The sequence below is a fragment of the Pseudescherichia sp. genome, from assembly GCF_032052675.1.
GTDB lineage: Bacteria > Pseudomonadota > Gammaproteobacteria > Enterobacterales > Enterobacteriaceae > Pseudescherichia.
Genome location: NZ_DAMBWA010000003.1, coordinates 342,242 through 358,718, shown reverse-complemented (window position 1 = coordinate 358,718; position 16,477 = coordinate 342,242). Strand labels below are relative to the sequence as shown.

The window sequence follows — 16,477 nt, the reverse complement described above, 5'->3', positions numbered from 1 at the left end:
TTTCATATATACATACATGAATTTAAGTTTACCGCTGCGAAACGTGGATACAAATATTAACAACCCCTCCCTCTTCCCCTATTAATTACCACTTTCGACCTATGGATTCTGAATATCAACGGCCTAACCTTACTCTGCCAAAAGTGAATATTACATTCTGCTCCATTTGCCCGCAGGCTAGTTACCACGTGCCCTCGCTGCCTGTCGGGCGTTTTATTCAGCCAGGTTATAGAAATGTGACACGGTGCAAATTCAGCGTCGTAAAATTCGGACATAACTTGCAATAGAATCCATTCTGACCGACCTTATTAGTCATTAATTACGAAGCTCAAAAAAATTCCTTTTTCTTCGTTCCCTCACAGTGAAGTGATAACTATGTTGATTCCGTCTAAATTAAGTCGCCCGGTTCGTCTTGACCATACTGTGGTCCGCGAACGCCTGCTGGCTAAACTTTCCGGCGCGAACAATTTTCGTTTAGCTCTGGTTACCAGCCCGGCTGGCTACGGCAAAACGACGCTTATTTCACAGTGGGCCGCCAGTCAAGCCGATCTGGGCTGGTTCTCGCTCGATGAGGGGGACAACCAGCCGGAGCGATTCGCCAGCTATCTTGTCGCCGCCGTGCAGCAGGCGACCGGTGGGCACTGTGTCTCCAGCGAAGCGATGGCGCAAAAGCGTCAGTACGCTAGCCTCCCCTCGCTCTTCTCCCAGCTCTTTATTGAGCTGGCTGAGTGGCAGCGCCCGCTCTATATCGTTATCGACGACTACCACCTGGTGACCAACCCGGTGATCCACGATGCGATGCGTTTCTTTCTGCGTCATCAGCCGGAAAATCTGACGCTGGTGGTGCTGTCGCGCAACCTGCCGCAGCTGGGCATTGCCAACCTGCGCGTGCGCGATCAGCTGCTGGAAGTCAGCAGCCAGCAGCTGGCCTTTACCCATCAGGAGGCCAAGCAGTTTTTTGATTGCCGCCTGAACGCCCCGATTGAAGCGGCAGAGAGCAGCCGTCTGTGCGACGACGTGGCCGGATGGGCCACCGCCCTGCAGCTGATTGCCCTCTCGGCCCGGCAGAATAACAGCTCAACCCAGCACTCCGCCCGGCGCCTGGCGGGGATCAACGCCAGCCATCTGTCGGACTATCTGGTCGATGAGGTGCTGGACAATATTGATGTCACTACCCGCCAGTTCCTGCTGAAAAGCTCCCTGCTGCGCTCGATGAACGATGCGCTGATCGTCCGGGTGACCGGTGAAGAGAACGGCCAGATGCGGCTGGAAGAGATCGAGCGGCAGGGGCTATTTTTACAGCGTATGGATGACTCCGGCGAGTGGTTTAGCTATCACCCGCTGTTCGGCAGCTTTTTACGCCAGCGCTGTCAGTGGGAGCTGGCCACCGAGCTGCCGGATATCCACCGCGCGGCGGCAGAGAGCTGGATGGCGCAGGGCTTCCCGAGCGAAGCTATCCACCATGCGTTAGCGGCGGGCGACGGCACGATGCTGCGCGATATTCTGCTGCACCATGCGTGGGGGCTGTTTAACCACAGCGAGCTGACCCTGCTGGAGGCGTCGTTAAAGGCGCTGCCGTGGGAGAGCCTGCTGGAGAACCCGCGTCTGGTGCTGCTGCAAGCCTGGCTGATGCAGAGCCAGCACCGCTATAGCGAAGTGAACACCCTGCTGGCCCGCGCCGAGCAGGAGATGGATATGACGGCGGATCACGCCCTGCAAGGTGACTTTAACGCGCTGCGCGCCCAGGTAGCGATTAACGATGGCGATCCGGTGGAGGCCGAGCGGCTGGCGATGATCGCGCTTGAGGAGCTGCCGCTGGCTAACTTCTATAGCCGCATCGTAGCCACCTCGGTGCACGGCGAGGTGCTGCACTGCAAGGGGCTGCTCAGCCACTCCCTCACCGTGATGCAGCAAACCGAGCAGATGGCACGCCGCCACGACGTCTGGCACTACGCGCTGTGGAGCCTGATCCAGCAGTGCGAGATCCTGTTTGCTCAGGGCTTCCTGCAGGCCGCCTGGGAGTGCCAGGAGAAGGCGTTTACGCTTATCCGCGAGCAGCATCTTGAGCAGCTGCCGCTGCACGAGTTTTTGCTGCGCATCCGCGCTCAGCTGCTGTGGGCCTGGGGACGTCTTGATGAGTCCGAAGCGGCGGCCCGAGAAGGTATGACCGTGCTCTCTGCTTATCAGCCTCAGCAGCAGCTGCAGTGTCTGGCCCTGGTGGTGCAAAACTCGCTGGCGCGTGGCGATCTGGATAACGCTCGCAGCCACCTTAACCGACTGGAGAACCTGCTCGGCAACGGGCAGTACCATAGCGACTGGGTGTCCAATGCCGACAAGGTGCGGGTGATCTACTGGCAGATGACCGGCGATAAGCAGGCCGCCGCCCAGTGGCTGCGCCAGACGCCGAAATCAGAGTTTGCCAATAACCACTTCCACCAGAGCCAGTGGCGTAACGTTGCCCGGGCGCAGATCCTGCTGGGAGACGTTGAGTCCGCAGAGATGGTGCTGGAGGAGCTGAACGAGAACGCGCGCAGCCTGCGGCTGATGAGCGATCTGAACCGTAACCTGCTGCTGCTGAACCAGCTTTACTGGCAGGCTGGACGCAAGAATGATGCCCAGCGGGTGCTGATGGAGGCCCTGACGCTGGCAAATCGCACCGGCTTCGTTAGCCATTTCGTGATTGAAGGCGAGGCGATGGCGCAGCAGCTGCGGCAGCTGATCCAGCTTAACGCTCTGCCGGAGCTGGAGGGCCACCGCGCCCAGCGCATTCTGCGCGACATTAACCAGCATCATCGCCACAAATATGCCCATTTTGATGAGCGCTTTGTTGAGCGCCTGCTGACCCACCCGGAGGTGCCGGAGCTGATCCGCACCAGCCCGCTGACCCAGCGGGAGTGGCAGGTGCTGGGGCTGATCTACTCTGGCTACAGCAACGAGCAGATCGCCGGCGAGCTGGCGGTGGCGGCGACCACCATCAAAACCCACATCCGTAACCTCTACCAGAAGCTGGGCGTTGCCCACCGCCAGGATGCGGTGCAGCACGCGCAGCAGCTATTACAGATGATGGGCTACGGGGTCTAAATTGTAGTGACTGCATCAGCAGAGTAACGCCCGGTGGCGCTGCGCTTACGCGGGCCTACAAACCCGCAGCGTGCTACCGTAGGCCGGGCAAACGCAGTGCCGCCCGGCGTGATGTTTAGCACAGCTCCAGCTGAATATTGTGGCTTTTAATCACGTCCAGCACGCCTGCTGGCGGCATCACGTCGGTATAGACCGCATCCACCATGCTGATGCTGCCCATGTTAACCATCGCGTTACGGCCATACTTAGAGTGATCCACCACCAGCATCACGTGGCGTGAGTTGTCGATGATTGCCCGCTTGGTGCGCACCTCGTGGTAGTCAAACTCCAGCAGCGAGCCGTCGGCGTCGATGCCGCTGATGCCGAGAATGCCGAAGTCGAGGCGGAACTGAGAGATAAAGTCGAGCGTCGCCTCGCCGATAATCCCGCCGTCGCGGCTGCGCAGCTCGCCCCCGGCCAGAATGATGCGGAAATCCTCTTTCACCATCAGCGTGTTAGCGACGTTAAGGTTGTTGGTCACGATGCGCAGGTGATTGTGATCCAGCAGCGCATGCGCTACCGCTTCCGGCGTGGTGCCGATATCGATAAACAGCGTTGCCCCGTCAGGGATCTGGCTGGCGACCTTGCGGGCAATCCGCTCCTTCTCCGCCGTCTGGGTGGCTTTACGATCGTGCCACGAGGTGTTTACCGAGCTTGAGGGAAGCGCTGCGCCGCCGTGGTGGCGCAGGATCATGTTCTGATCGGCCAGATCGTTCAAATCGCGGCGAATGGTTTGCGGACTGACGGCAAACTGCTCCACCAGCTCCTCGGTACTGACGTAGCCCTGCTTTTTTACCAGCTCGATAATGGCATCGTGGCGCTGTGTCTGTTTCATTGCAATGTTCCTGAGCTTTTATGTTCGTTTTCGCGTATCAACAAACGCCATTGCCAGCCCCACGGCCAGGCCGGTGACGTGCGCGCCGTTGGCGATAGACATGCCAAACAGATTAAACCAGCCGGCAATTAACCATATTAATGAGAAGGCTATCAGGCCTCGCGGCAAATAGACACCGCTTTGCGGATCGCGCTCGCCCCGCAGCCAGGCGTAGCCCATCAGCGCATAGACCACGCCGGAGAGGCCACCAAACCACGGGCCGCTAAATTTGTGCTGCACATAACCGCTGAGCAGCGCGCTGATAAGCGTGATGACAATGAGCTTGCCGCTACCGAGGCGCTTCTCCACCGCCCCGCCGATGTACCACCACCAGAGCAGGTTGAAGAGGATATGCATCACGGAGAAATGCATCAACGCATGGCTGAAGTAGCGCCAGAGATCGAACTGCAGCGAAGGATCAAAAGGCCACGCCAGCCAGACCATAACCATCTGGTCACCGAGCGTGCTCATCAGGATAAACACCAGCACGCAGAGCAGCGCCACGATCAGCGTTACCGGCCCGGCCCGCTCGCGCAGGGTGGCGAAGAAGGGGTAACGGCGGTAGTGCAGGCCGCTATTAACCTGCCCTGACTGCCAGCTGGCGGCCAGGTAGCGCGGATCTTCCGGATTCTGCTGGAAGCGCGCCAGCTCTTCGCGTACGCGTCCGGCCTGGCTCTCGTCCGCCAGCCAGACGTCGCTGGTCTCGTGGTGTTGAATAGTCAAAACAACGCCCTGGGTCTGCATATAGTCAACAAACGCCTGGGCGACGCGCGGGTTAGCAAAGGAGGTGATCATCAACATGCTGGCGGTCGCTTTTTCCACACAAAAGAGGGCAGTATAGCGGGTTATTGCTCCGCTGACTAAAGCGTCCCGTGAGCCACTTCCGCTGGGAAATGGCGATGCCAGGCGTCAAAGCCGCCGTCGACGCTGTAGACCTGGTCAAAACCCTGCTGCAACAGGTACTGAGCCGCGCCTTTGCTACTGTTGCCGTGGTAGCACATCACCATCACCGGCGTATCAAAGTCGTTCTGCTGCATAAAGGTACCCAGCGTATCGTTGGTCAGATGAAATGCGCCGGGGGTATGGCCCATCGCATAGCTTTGCGGATCGCGAATATCGACCAGCACCGCCAGCTTCTGATGCATCTTCTGATGGGCCTCTTCTACATTAATACACTCAAACTGATCCATTATTTTCCCATTTGCAGGCCCTGGGGCGTGCTTACCAATGCTCTGCCCGGCGGCGCTAGCTTGCCGGGCCTACAACTACACTCATCCTCTAATTTTACGTCGTTCCGCCAGCTAAACGCCATTATGTTATGCATATCACTTTAAATTGTTTTTTTGATGTTACCAAAAGCGCGTTCGTTTGCTATTATGAGCGATATCGAACATTTTTGAGCTTTTACGAAAGTGCATGAGGTGAGCATGGAAACCAAAGATCTGATTGTGATAGGCGGGGGCATCAACGGTGCCGGTATCGCGGCAGACGCCGCCGGGCGTGGCCTCTCCGTGCTCATGCTGGAGGCAAACGATCTGGCCTGTGCCACCTCTTCGGCCAGCTCCAAGCTGATCCACGGCGGTCTGCGCTACCTTGAGCACTATGAGTTTCGTCTGGTGAGCGAGGCGCTGGCGGAGCGTGAGGTGCTGCTGCAGATGGCGCCGCATATCGCCTTCCCAATGCGTTTTCGCCTGCCGCACCGTCCGCATCTTCGTCCGGCGTGGATGATCCGCATCGGCCTGTTTATGTACGATCACCTGGGCAAACGCACCAGCCTGCCCGGCTCTACCGGCTTGCGTTTTGGCTCAGAGTCGGTGCTGAAGCCGGAGATCGTGCGCGGATTCGAATATTCTGACTGCTGGGTAGACGATGCGCGGCTGGTCGTGGCGAATGCGCAGATGGTGGTGCGTAAAGGCGGCGAAGTGTTAACGCGTACCCGGGCGACCGCGGCACGTCGGGAGAACGGTCTGTGGATCGTCGAAGCCGAAGACGTCGATACCGGCGAGAAGTACCGCTGGCAGGCGCGCGGCCTGGTGAATGCTACCGGTCCGTGGGTAAAACAGTTCTTTGACGAGGGGATGCAGCTGCCGTCTCCGTATGGTATCCGCCTGATCAAAGGCAGCCATATCGTGGTGCCGCGCGTCCACTCGCAGAAGCAGGCCTATATTCTACAGAACGAAGATAAGCGGATCGTGTTTGTGATCCCGTGGATGGACGAGTTCTCCATTATTGGCACTACCGATGTGGAGTATAAGGGCGATGCGAAGCACGTTGAGATCGACGAGAGTGAGATTAACTACCTGCTGAAGGTCTATAACGCGCACTTTAAAAAGCCGCTAACCCGGAACGATATCGTCTGGACCTACTCCGGCGTACGTCCGCTCTGCGACGACGAGTCCGACTCACCGCAGGCGATCACCCGCGACTATACCCTGGATATTCGCGATGATGAGGGCAAAGCGCCCCTGCTCTCCGTCTTCGGCGGCAAGCTGACCACCTATCGCAAGCTGGCCGAGCACGCGCTGGAGAAGCTGACGCCGTACTATAGCGGCATCGGCCCGGCGTGGACCAGGGAGTGCGTGCTGCCCGGGGGCGATATTGCCGGTGACCGGGACGACTACGCGGCGAAGCTGCGTCGTCGCTATCCGTTTATCAGCGAGCCGCTGGCGCGCCACTACGCCCGTACCTACGGCAGCAACAGCGAGCTGATCCTTGCCGGTATGACGTCGATTGAAGCGCTGGGGGAGAACTTCGGCCATGAGTTCTACGAGGCCGAGCTGCGCTATCTTGCAGAGCATGAGTGGGTACGCCGCCTCGATGATGCTATCTGGCGTCGGACGAAAGCAGGCATGTGGCTGAACGCGGAGCAGCAGTCGCGGGTGGCCCAGTGGCTGGCCAGCTGGGCTAAGCGTGAATTGTCATTGGCATCGTGATTGATATAGAAACGCCGGGCGGCACTGCGTTTGCCCGGCCTACGTCCAGGCCCGGTAAGCATAGCGCCACCGGGCGTTTTTTACAGGCGTATCGGCTTAATATTCCAGATTTTATCCGCGTACTCCTTGATCGTCCTGTCGGATGAGAAGTAGCCCATATTGGCGATGTTGTGCATCGCTTTAATGGTCCACTCTTCCGGCTGGCGATAAAGCTCATCCACCCGATCCTGGCAGTCAACGTAGCTGCGGAAATCTGCCAGCACCTGGTAGTGGTCGCCGAAGTTAAGCAGGGAATCCACCAGATCGCGGTAGCGCCCCGGCTCGTCACGATTAAACACGCCGGTAGCGATCTGCGTCAGGACAGTGTGCAGCTCCTCGTCTTTATCGTAGTAGTCGCGCGGCTTATAGCCCTGACGACGCAGCGTCTCAACCTCATCCGCCGTATTACCAAAGATAAAGATATTGTCGTCGCCCACATGCTCCAGCATCTCGACGTTTGCACCATCCAGCGTGCCGATAGTCAGCGCGCCGTTGAGGGCAAACTTCATGTTACTGGTGCCGGAGGCCTCCGTTCCCGCCAGCGAAATCTGCTCAGAGAGATCGGCTGCCGGAATGATCAGCTGCGCCAGGCTGACGCTGTAGTTCGGAATAAACACAACCTTCAGCTTGTCGCCAATCTGTGGATCGTTATTGATGACCTTCGCCACGTCGTTGATCAGGTGAATAATATGCTTCGCCATGTAGTAGGCCGAGGCCGCCTTACCGGCAAAGATATTGACGCGTGGCACCCAGTTCGCTTCCGGATCGGCCTTGATGCGGTTATAGCGGGCGATCACGTGCAGAACATTCATCAGCTGACGCTTGTACTCATGGATACGCTTGATCTGCACGTCGAACAGCGCCTTCGGGTTCACCACTACGTTAAGCTGCTGACCAATATAGAGCGCCAGGCGCTTTTTATTATCCAGCTTCGCCTGGCGCACGGCCTGGTTCACTATCGGGAAGTCGATATGCTGCTCCAGCTCGCTAAGCTGGCTGAGATCGGTTCGCCACGTACGCCCGATATGCTCGTCGAGCACATCTGACAGCGAGGGGTTAGCTAACGCCAGCCAGCGCCGCGGCGTCACGCCGTTGGTGACGTTGGTAAAGCGCGTCGGGAAGATTTTGGCAAAGTCAGCGAATAGCGACTGCACCATCAGGTTTGAGTGCAGCTCGGAGACACCATTGACCTTATGGCTGGCTACTACTGCCAGCCAGGCCATGCGCACCCGGCGGCCGTTAGACTCGTCGATGATCGAGACACGGCTCAGCAGCCCGGTATCGTTCGGATACTGCTCCTGCACGGTCTTCAGGAAGTAGTCGTTGATCTCAAAAATAATTTGCAGATGACGCGGCAGAATTTTACCCAGCATGTCTACCGGCCAGGTCTCCAGCGCTTCGCTCATCAGCGTATGGTTGGTATAGGAGAAGATCTGGCAGGTCGCCTCAAAGGCGTCATCCCACGAAAACTTATGCTCGTCGATCAAAAGACGCATCAGCTCAGGAATACCGAGTACCGGATGGGTATCGTTGAGGTGGATGGCGACCTTATCGGCGAGGTTAGCGTAGGTCTTATGCAGCAGGAAGTGGCGGTTCAGGATATCCTGCACCGTCGCGGAGACGAGGAAATACTCCTGGCGCAGGCGCAGCTCGCGACCGGAGTAGGTCGAGTCGTCCGGGTAGAGCACGCGGGAGACGTTTTCCGAGTGGTTTTTATCTTCCACCGCGGCAAAATAGTCGCCCTGATTAAATTTACCGAGGTTAATCGCGCTACTGGCCTGGGCATTCCACAGCCGCAGCGTATTGGTGGCGTCGGTATCAAAGCCGGGGATAATCTGATCGTAGGCCACCGCCAGAATCTCTTCGGTCTCCAGCCAGCGGGTCTTCTTCCCCTCCTGCTGGATACGGCCGCCGAACCGTACCTTGTAGCGGGTGTTGTGACGCTTGAACTCCCACGGGTTACCGTATTCCAGCCAGTAGTCCGGGGACTCTTTCTGGCGGCCCTCAACGATGTTCTGTTTGAACATGCCGTAGTCATAGCGGATGCCATAGCCGCGTCCCGGCAGGCCAAGCGTGGCCAGCGAGTCGAGGAAGCAGGCAGCCAGACGACCCAAACCGCCGTTGCCGAGGCCAGGGTCGTTCTCTTCGTCGATCAGCTCTTCGAGATCCAGCCCCATCTCTTCCAGCGCGTTTTTAACATCGCCATAGATGCCCAGCGCAAGCAGGGCATTAGAGAGGGTGCGGCCAATCAGAAATTCCATCGACAAATAATAGACCTGGCGCGTCTCCTGCGAGAGCTGCGCACGATTTGAGCGCAGCCAACGCTCAACCAGGCGGTCACGTACGGCGAACAGCGTGGCGTTCAACCACTCGTGTTTATTGGCGATAGCCGGATCTTTACCAATGGTAAACATCAGTTTATAGGCAATGGAGTGCTTTAACGCCTCGACGCTGAGCGTCGGTGATGTATAGGTAAAGGGTGCATTCATAAACGTGATTCCTGGTGCTCTACTTCAACCGATAATAGAGATCCCGGTAGGACTGAGCGGCAACCTGCCAGCTAAAATCCATATTCATCGCCTGACGCTGAACAAAGCGCCACAGCGAAGGCCGGGACCACAGCACAAACGCACGCCTTATCGCCCTCAGCAGCGACCAGGCATTACTGTCTTCAAAGACAAAACCGCTGGCGATACCGTCCGCCAGGTTCTCTAATGAGCTGTCTGATACGGTGTCAGCCAGCCCGCCGGTACGCCGCACCAGCGGCAGCGTGCCGTACTTCAATCCGTAGAGCTGCGTCAGCCCGCACGGTTCAAATCGGCTTGGCACCAAAATCACATCCGCGCCGCCCATGATGCGGTGCGAGAAGGCTTCGTGATAGCCAATCTGGACCCCAACCTGCCCCGGATGCTCGGCGGCAGCGGCCAGGAAGCCCTCCTGCAGAACCGGATCGCCCGCGCCCAGCAGGGCCAGCTGTCCGCCCTGCTCCAGCAGGCCCGGCAGCGCCTCCAGCACCAGATCCAGCCCTTTCTGGCTAGTCAGGCGGCTGACCACGGCGAAGAGCGGGATCTTTTCATCCACCTTCAGCCCCATCGCGATTTGCAGCTGGCGCTTGTTCTCCGCCTTATCCTCCAGCGAGTCACGGGTAAAGCGCGACGCCAGCAGCAGGTCGGTTTCCGGATCCCAGATCTGTTCATCAACGCCGTTGAGGATCCCAGAGAGACGACCCTCTGCATGGCGCTGGCGCAGCAGCCCTTCCATGCCATACGCAAACTGCGGCTCGGTGATCTCCCGCGCGTAGGTCGGGCTAACCGCCGTAATATGGTCGGCAAAGTAGAGCCCGGCCTTCAGGAACGAGATCTGACCGTTGAACTCTACGCCATTAACATTAAAGAATGACCACGGCAGTTCAATTTCATCCATATGATGAGCATAAAACATACCCTGGTAGGCTAAATTATGCACGGTAAATACCGACTTCGCCGGATGGCCACGGGCGGCGAGGTAGGCAGGCGCCAGCCCGGCATGCCAGTCGTGGGCATGGACAATGTCCGGACGCCAGAACGGATCGAGACCGCAGGCCATCTCGCTGCCCACCCAGCCGAGCAAGGCGAAGCGCAGCACGTTATCGGTGTAGGCAAACAGGTTAGTGTCGTGATACGGGCTGCCGGGACGATCGTAAAGGTGTGGGGCATCAATCAGATAGATGCCAACGCCGTTATAGTGACCGTAGAGCAGTGTGATGTGGCCAGCAAAGGTCTCTCGCCGGGACACCACTTTCGCATCGGTAATACCGCGCCGAATATCAGGAAAAGCCGGCAGCAGTACGCGAGTATCAACACCACCGGCTATTTGCGCCGCAGGGAGTGCACCAAGTACATCTGCCAGACCACCGGTCTTGAGCAACGGGAACATCTCAGAACATACATGTAAAACCTGCATTCTCGCTCCTGTTAAAAACCGCTACCGCATGCAAGCGGTAGCGGTAAACCAGCACGCGGACCCCTTCCGCGCAAGGTTATGATTTGATGCCGTCACTCTTTTAATTTGCTTAACATCTCACGCGTGACCAGCACAATGCCTTCCTCTGAACGGTAGAACCGACGGGCATCCTCTTCTGCATTTTCACCGATCACCATGCCCTCAGGAATTTTACAGGCGCGGTCGATGACGCAGCGGCGCAGGCGGCACGAACGTCCTACCCAGACATCCGGCAGCAGAACCGACGAGTCGATATTGCAGAATGAGTTAACGCGCACGCGCGGGAACAGCACCGACTGCACCACCACCGAACCGGAGATAATGCAGCCCCCCGACACCAGCGAATTAAGCGTCATGCCGTGACTACCGGATCTATCCTGTACAAATTTAGCAGGCGGTAGCGATTCCATGTGGGTTCGGATAGGCCAATTTTGATCGTACATATCCAGTTCAGGGGTGACGGAGGCAAGATCGAGGTTAGCCTTCCAGTATGCCTCCAGGGTTCCTACGTCGCGCCAGTAGGGCTCTGCGTCCGGATCCGACTGCACGCAGGAGTGCGGGAACGCATGGGCAAAGGCCTCACCCGCTCTCGTCACTTTCGGGATAATATCTTTACCGAAATCGTGATTAGAGGTTTCATCCTTGTCATCCTCCTCAAGCAGCTCATAGAGATAGTCTGCATCGAAAATGTAGATCCCCATGCTGGCGAGCGATTTAGTGTCATCCCCCGGCATGGTAGGCGGATTGGCTGGCTTCTCAACGAAATCGATTACTTTTTCGTTTTCATCTACTGCCATGACGCCGAACGCCGTTGCTTCTGCTTTAGGCACCGGCAGGCAGGCGACGGTGCAGCGTGCGCCCTTCTCAACGTGGTCGATCAGCATGCGCGAGTAGTCCTGCTTATAGATGTGATCGCCCGCGAGGATCACGACATACTCCGCGTTATAGCGGCGAATGATGTCGAGGTTCTGGGTGACCGCATCCGCCGTGCCGCGATACCAGTTTTCACCGTGCACGCGCTGCTGGGCGGGGAGAAGATCGACAAACTCGTTCATCTCTTCGCTAAAGAAGGACCAGCCGCGCTGGATATGCTGCACCAGGGTGTGTGACTGATACTGAGTGATTACGCCGATACGACGGATACCGGAGTTAAGACAGTTGGAGAGCGCAAAATCAATGATACGGAACTTGCCGCCAAAGTGTACCGCAGGCTTGGCGCGTGTGGTGGTCAAGTCTTTGAGACGCGTGCCGCGCCCTCCCGCCAGGATCAGGGCTACAGATTTTAATGGGAGCTGGCGCGCTAACATTAGCGGATCGTTTTTATCAAATCTAACCATGATGAACTCCTTTTTTATGACCTTCGAAAAACGCATACTCCATGCGCGGGCCCATGCCAGACAGCCACTACCACCGGATTATCCTCACCGGCAAATGGAGGAACGGCGCGCCATTCCCCGTCGGGTAATACAATTTCTGTAACCTTATCCGTATTGTTCAGCGTAATCAGGAAACGGTCTGAAAGCAGGATTTGCAGACGGCCTACCCCATGCTCCCACTCCCGCACGCTTAAAGGCTGGGCATCCTTGTTCAGCCAGCTGACGTTGCCGTCACCCTCTTCCCACCAGGCATTATTGGTTAACGCCGGTACCTGCTGGCGAAGATGGATTAAGGTGGCCACAAAGGTGGTCAGCCCGTCATTTGCCTTTTCCCAATCAAGCCAGGTCAGCGCGTTGTCCTGGCAATAGGCATTATTGTTACCATGCTGGCTGTGTCCCTGTTCATCACCCGCCAGCAGCATCGGCGTACCTTGTGACAGCAGCAGCGTGACCAGTAGGGCATGGACACTGTCTCGTCGCCGCTCAATCACATACAACGAACCGCCTAGTCCTTCTGTACCATGATTATTGCTGTGATTATTGTTAGAGCCATCGCGATTCTCTTCGCCGTTGGCCTCGTTGTGTTTATGGTTAAAACAGACGCAGTCGCGTAGCGTAAACCCGTCGTGCGCCGTCACCAGGTTGATCGACGCGGCGGGAAGACGCCCGCTGCGCCTGAACACATCCCCCGAGCCGGCAAAGCGCGTGGCAAAGCGGCCCAAAGAGATATCCTTCGCCAGCCAGAAGCGGCGCGAGGCATCGCGAAACTGATCGTTCCACTCGGCAAACAGCGGCGGAAAATTGCCGACCTGGTAACCGCCTTCGCCCACGTCCCACGGCTCGGCAATCAGCTTGACCGCTGAGAGCACCGGATCGTTTTTTATCGCCTCAAACAGCGGCGCACAGGGGTCAAAATGCGGCGTGCGCCCCATCACCGTCGCTAAATCGAAGCGGAAGCCGTCGATGTGGTAGGTGTCTACCCAATGCCGTAGGCACTGGTGGGCATACTCCACCACGCCAGGATGACTCAGGTTCAGCGTGTTGCCGCAGCCGGTCCAGTTAACGTAGTCGCCGTTCTCCCTGATCCAATAATAGCTACGGTTATCGATTCCGCGCAGGGAGAAGGTGGGGCCTTCAATATCGACCTCGGCGCTGTGGTTCAAGACGATATCGAGGATCACCTCAATACCGGCTTTGTGCAGCGCTTTGACCGCCTCGCAAAACTCCTGCAGGGCGCGGTCAGGATCGCTGGCGTAGCGCGGATCGAGGGCAAACATCGCCAGCGGGTTGTAGCCCCAGTAGTTGCTTAAGCCCAGCCGCTGCAGGCGCGGCTCGCTGGCAAAATGCGCCACCGGCAGCAGCTCCAGAGCGGTGATCCCCAGCCGTTTAAAGTAAGCAATCATCACCGGATGACCGAGGGCTCTGTAGGTGCCGCGTATCTTTTCCGGAATAGCCGGATGCAAATACGTTAGCCCTTTGACATGCGCCTCATAGATCACCGTCTTGCCCCAGGGCGTACGCGGTGGCGCGTCGTCTTCCCAGTCAAACGCCTCATTAACGACCACGCTTTTGGGCGCAATAGCCGCGTTATTATGAGGGTCGGCAATATCAAAACCGCCGTGGAAGAGATCATGATCGATAGCATCGCCGTCGACACGGCGGGCGCAGGGGTCGATCAGCAGTTTGGTCGGATTGAAGCGGTGGCCCGCAGCCGGATCCCACGGGCCGTGCACCCGGAAGCCATAGCGTATGCCGGGACGCGCCTTCTCCAGAAAACCGTGCCAGACGTCGCCAGTGCGGGCAGGCAGGTCGTAACGCTGTTCATTCTCCTCATCGTCAAAGATGCAGAGCTCAACCCGCTCTGCGTTTGCCGAGAAGAGCGTGAAATTCACGCCGTTGCCTTCATAATGCGCGCCAAGTGGCGCAGGCTTGCCTGCCGCCAGCTTCGTCATTCACCCTCCCTGACCAGCCAGATGGTGGAGAGCGGTGGCAGCGTCAGACAGAGCGAGTTATCGCGACCGTGGCTTGGGATCGCATCACTGTGCACGGTGCCGTAATTCCCCATATTGCTGCCGTGATAGTGTACTGAATCGGTGTTCAGCGCCTCACGCCAGCGGCCCGGCTGATTAACGCCAAAGCGGTATTCATGGCGCGGCTCCGGCGTAAAGTTGCTGGCCACGATAATTTCATTGCCGGCTTTATCCCGACGTACAAAGATAAACACCGAGCGTTGGTTATCGTCGACCACCAGCCACTCGAAACCATAGCGATCGAAATCCAGCTCGTGCAGCGCTTTATGGTGACGGTAGGTGGAATTGAGATCGCGTACCAGCCGCTGGACGCCGTGGTGCCAGTTATCGCCGCCCTCCAGCAGATGCCAGTCAAGGCTGCTGTCATGGTTCCACTCGCGCCCCTGGGCAAACTCATTGCCCATAAAGAGCAGCTTTTTACCCGGGAAGCCCCACATCCAGCCGTAGTAAGCGCGCAGGTTGGCAAACTTCTGCCATGCATCACCCGGCATCCGGTCAAGAATGGACTTTTTACCGTGCACAACTTCATCGTGCGACAGCGGCAGAACGAAGTTCTCGGTGTAGTTGTAGAGCATCCCGAACGTCAGCTTATCGTGATGGTACTGACGGTAGATGGGATCGAGCTTAAAGTAGTCGAGGGTGTCATGCATCCAGCCCAGGTTCCACTTGTACCAGAAGCCCAGCCCACCGTTAGCCGGTGGCCGCGATACGCCCGGAAAATCGGTAGACTCTTCGGCCATGCTCACCGCCCCTGGCACCTGCTCTCCTAGCTTACGGTTGGTGCTGCGCAGGAACTCGATAGCTTCCAGGTTCTCGCGACCGCCAAACTCGTTGGGGATCCACTCCCCCTCTTTGCGGCTGTAGTCACGGTAGATCATGGAAGCCACCGCATCGACGCGCAGGGCGTCAATACCAAAGCGCTCAACCCAGTAAAGGGCGTTGCCCACCAGATAGTTGCTAACCTCACGGCGACCGTAGTTGTAGATCAGCGTGTTCCAGTCCTGATGGTAGCCCTCGCGCGGATCGCTATGCTCATAGAGATCGGTGCCGTCGAACTCGGCGAGGCCAAACTCGTCGGAGGGGAAGTGGCCGGGGACCCAGTCGAGGATCACATTCAGGCCCGCCGCGTGGGCAGCCTTAATAAAGTAGCGGAAATCATCCCGTGTGCCGAAGCGGCGGGTCGGCGCATAGAGGCCCGTGGGCTGGTAGCCCCAGCTACCGTCAAACGGATGCTCGTTGACCGGCATCAGCTCTAAGTGGGTGAAGCCCATCCACTTCGCATAGGGAACCAGCTGCTCTGCCAGCTCGCGGTAGCTCAGCCAGAAGTTATTGTCGGTATGGCGACGCCAGGAGCCGAGGTGCACCTCATAGATAGAGATGGGCTGATCAAACTCATTGGCGCGCCTGCGCTCTTCGGTCTGCTCAACCTTCTCCGGCAGGCCGCAGATCATGGAGGCGGTCTCCGGACGCATCTGCGCCTCGAAGGCATAGGGGTCGGCTTTGATGCGTAAGTTGCCGTGGGCATCAATCATCTCAAATTTGTAGATCTGCCCATGCTGCGCGCCGGGGATAAACAGCTCCCAGATGCCGGACTCTTTACGCAGGCGCATCGGATGGCGACGACCATCCCAGTAGTTAAATTCGCCTACTACCGAGACGCGTCGGGCGTTGGGCGCCCAGACGGAGAATTTGGTACCGGTGACCCCATCCATTGTATCGGCATGTGCACCTAAGGTTTCATACGGACGCAGGTGCGTCCCCTCTGACAGTAGCCAGGCATCTAAGTCCTGCAGCAGAGGGCCGAAGCGGTAAGGATCGTCTATCAGGTTAGCGTGATCGTGCCAGTGAACGGCAAGCTGATAGCGGAAAGGATTTTTACGGCGTTGAATGATACCGGCAAAGAAGCCGCGTGAATCAAGGCACTCTAGTCTGGCCAGTTTACGTCCGGTTTTCGTTTCGATAACCCACACTTCGGTGGCGTCAGGTAGCAACGCGCGGACTTCCAGTCCGGCATTGGTGCGATGCATACCGAGTACGGAAAAGGGATCCGCAAAATGGCCTGCTATTAGCGCGTTGATCACGTCTCTATCGACAAGACTGGACATGGTTTTTTTATCCTGTTTT

General features: G+C 57.8%; 10 protein-coding genes. 2 read left to right on the top strand and 8 right to left on the bottom strand.

The genetic code is table 11. The annotated features are described in order from the left end of the window. The first annotated feature begins 375 nt into the window (after nucleotides 1–375). Complete coding sequence (malT, locus tag RTX96_RS06470; RefSeq protein WP_103820337.1) at nucleotides 376–3,081, top strand: HTH-type transcriptional regulator MalT; 2,706 nt, start codon at nucleotides 376–378, stop codon at nucleotides 3,079–3,081. 115 nt (nucleotides 3,082–3,196) lie between these two features. Here malT and RTX96_RS06465 read toward each other — a convergent pair whose 3' ends face one another. From RTX96_RS06465 to glpE, 3 genes are read right to left on the bottom strand one after another with little or no spacing between them, the layout of a single operon-like run. After that, nucleotides 3,197–3,955 (bottom strand): DeoR/GlpR family transcriptional regulator, encoded by a 759-nt coding sequence (locus RTX96_RS06465; protein ID WP_103820338.1) that lies wholly within the window; start codon nucleotides 3,953–3,955, stop codon nucleotides 3,197–3,199. A gap of 18 nt (nucleotides 3,956–3,973) precedes the next feature. Beyond that, complete coding sequence (gene glpG, locus RTX96_RS06460; RefSeq protein ID WP_312670589.1) at nucleotides 3,974–4,795, bottom strand: rhomboid family intramembrane serine protease GlpG; 822 nt, start codon at nucleotides 4,793–4,795, stop codon at nucleotides 3,974–3,976. Between the two features lie 59 nt (nucleotides 4,796–4,854). Then, nucleotides 4,855–5,184: a thiosulfate sulfurtransferase GlpE gene (glpE, locus tag RTX96_RS06455; protein WP_103820339.1), complete on the bottom strand. Its 330-nt coding sequence runs from the start codon at nucleotides 5,182–5,184 to the stop codon at nucleotides 4,855–4,857. 237 nt (nucleotides 5,185–5,421) lie between these two features. Here glpE and glpD point away from each other — a divergent pair, with 237 nt between their 5' ends. Then, nucleotides 5,422–6,927, top strand: coding sequence for a glycerol-3-phosphate dehydrogenase (gene glpD / locus RTX96_RS06450; RefSeq protein WP_103820340.1), 1,506 nt, complete (start codon nucleotides 5,422–5,424; stop codon nucleotides 6,925–6,927). 80 nt (nucleotides 6,928–7,007) lie between these two features. On the opposite strand, the gene glgP is transcribed toward glpD, so the two are convergent. The 5 genes from glgP to glgB all read right to left on the bottom strand — a co-directional run bounded on the left by glgP (nucleotide 7,008) and on the right by glgB (nucleotide 16,458). Then, nucleotides 7,008–9,455 carry a glycogen phosphorylase gene (gene glgP / locus RTX96_RS06445; RefSeq protein WP_103820341.1) on the bottom strand — a complete coding sequence of 816 codons (2,448 nt, stop codon included), beginning with the start codon at nucleotides 9,453–9,455 and terminating at the stop codon, nucleotides 7,008–7,010. Between the two features lie 19 nt (nucleotides 9,456–9,474). Next, complete coding sequence (gene glgA, locus RTX96_RS06440; RefSeq protein WP_103820342.1) at nucleotides 9,475–10,908, bottom strand: glycogen synthase GlgA; 1,434 nt, start codon at nucleotides 10,906–10,908, stop codon at nucleotides 9,475–9,477. Nucleotides 10,909–11,000: 92 nt separating this feature from the next. Beyond that, a complete protein-coding gene (glgC, locus tag RTX96_RS06435; RefSeq protein WP_103820343.1) occupies nucleotides 11,001–12,284 on the bottom strand; it encodes a glucose-1-phosphate adenylyltransferase in 1,284 nt (427 codons plus the stop codon). 14 nt (nucleotides 12,285–12,298) lie between these two features. Further along, nucleotides 12,299–14,275: a glycogen debranching protein GlgX gene (gene glgX, locus RTX96_RS06430; protein WP_312670588.1), complete on the bottom strand. Its 1,977-nt coding sequence runs from the start codon at nucleotides 14,273–14,275 to the stop codon at nucleotides 12,299–12,301. Next, on the bottom strand, nucleotides 14,272–16,458 hold the full coding sequence (glgB, locus tag RTX96_RS06425) for a 1,4-alpha-glucan branching enzyme (protein WP_103820345.1): 2,187 nt from the start codon (nucleotides 16,456–16,458) through the stop codon (nucleotides 14,272–14,274). Before glgB ends, glgX begins: the two co-directional genes overlap by 4 nt. Nucleotides 16,459–16,477 lie beyond the last annotated feature (19 nt).

What these genes read in the sequence shown, in the direction of transcription:
- malT (WP_103820337.1), top strand. Translation starts at nt 376, where the DNA reads ATGTTGATTCCGTCTAAATTAAGTCGCCCGGTTCGTCTTGACCATACT.
- RTX96_RS06465 (WP_103820338.1), bottom strand. Translation starts at nt 3,955, where the DNA reads ATGAAACAGACACAGCGCCACGATGCCATTATCGAGCTGGTAAAAAAG.
- glpG (WP_312670589.1), bottom strand. Translation starts at nt 4,795, where the DNA reads ATGTTGATGATCACCTCCTTTGCTAACCCGCGCGTCGCCCAGGCGTTT.
- glpE (WP_103820339.1), bottom strand. Translation starts at nt 5,184, where the DNA reads ATGGATCAGTTTGAGTGTATTAATGTAGAAGAGGCCCATCAGAAGATG.
- glpD (WP_103820340.1), top strand. Translation starts at nt 5,422, where the DNA reads ATGGAAACCAAAGATCTGATTGTGATAGGCGGGGGCATCAACGGTGCC.
- glgP (WP_103820341.1), bottom strand. Translation starts at nt 9,455, where the DNA reads ATGAATGCACCCTTTACCTATACATCACCGACGCTCAGCGTCGAGGCG.
- glgA (WP_103820342.1), bottom strand. Translation starts at nt 10,908, where the DNA reads ATGCAGGTTTTACATGTATGTTCTGAGATGTTCCCGTTGCTCAAGACC.
- glgC (WP_103820343.1), bottom strand. Translation starts at nt 12,284, where the DNA reads ATGGTTAGATTTGATAAAAACGATCCGCTAATGTTAGCGCGCCAGCTC.
- glgX (WP_312670588.1), bottom strand. Translation starts at nt 14,275, where the DNA reads ATGACGAAGCTGGCGGCAGGCAAGCCTGCGCCACTTGGCGCGCATTAT.
- glgB (WP_103820345.1), bottom strand. Translation starts at nt 16,458, where the DNA reads ATGTCCAGTCTTGTCGATAGAGACGTGATCAACGCGCTAATAGCAGGC.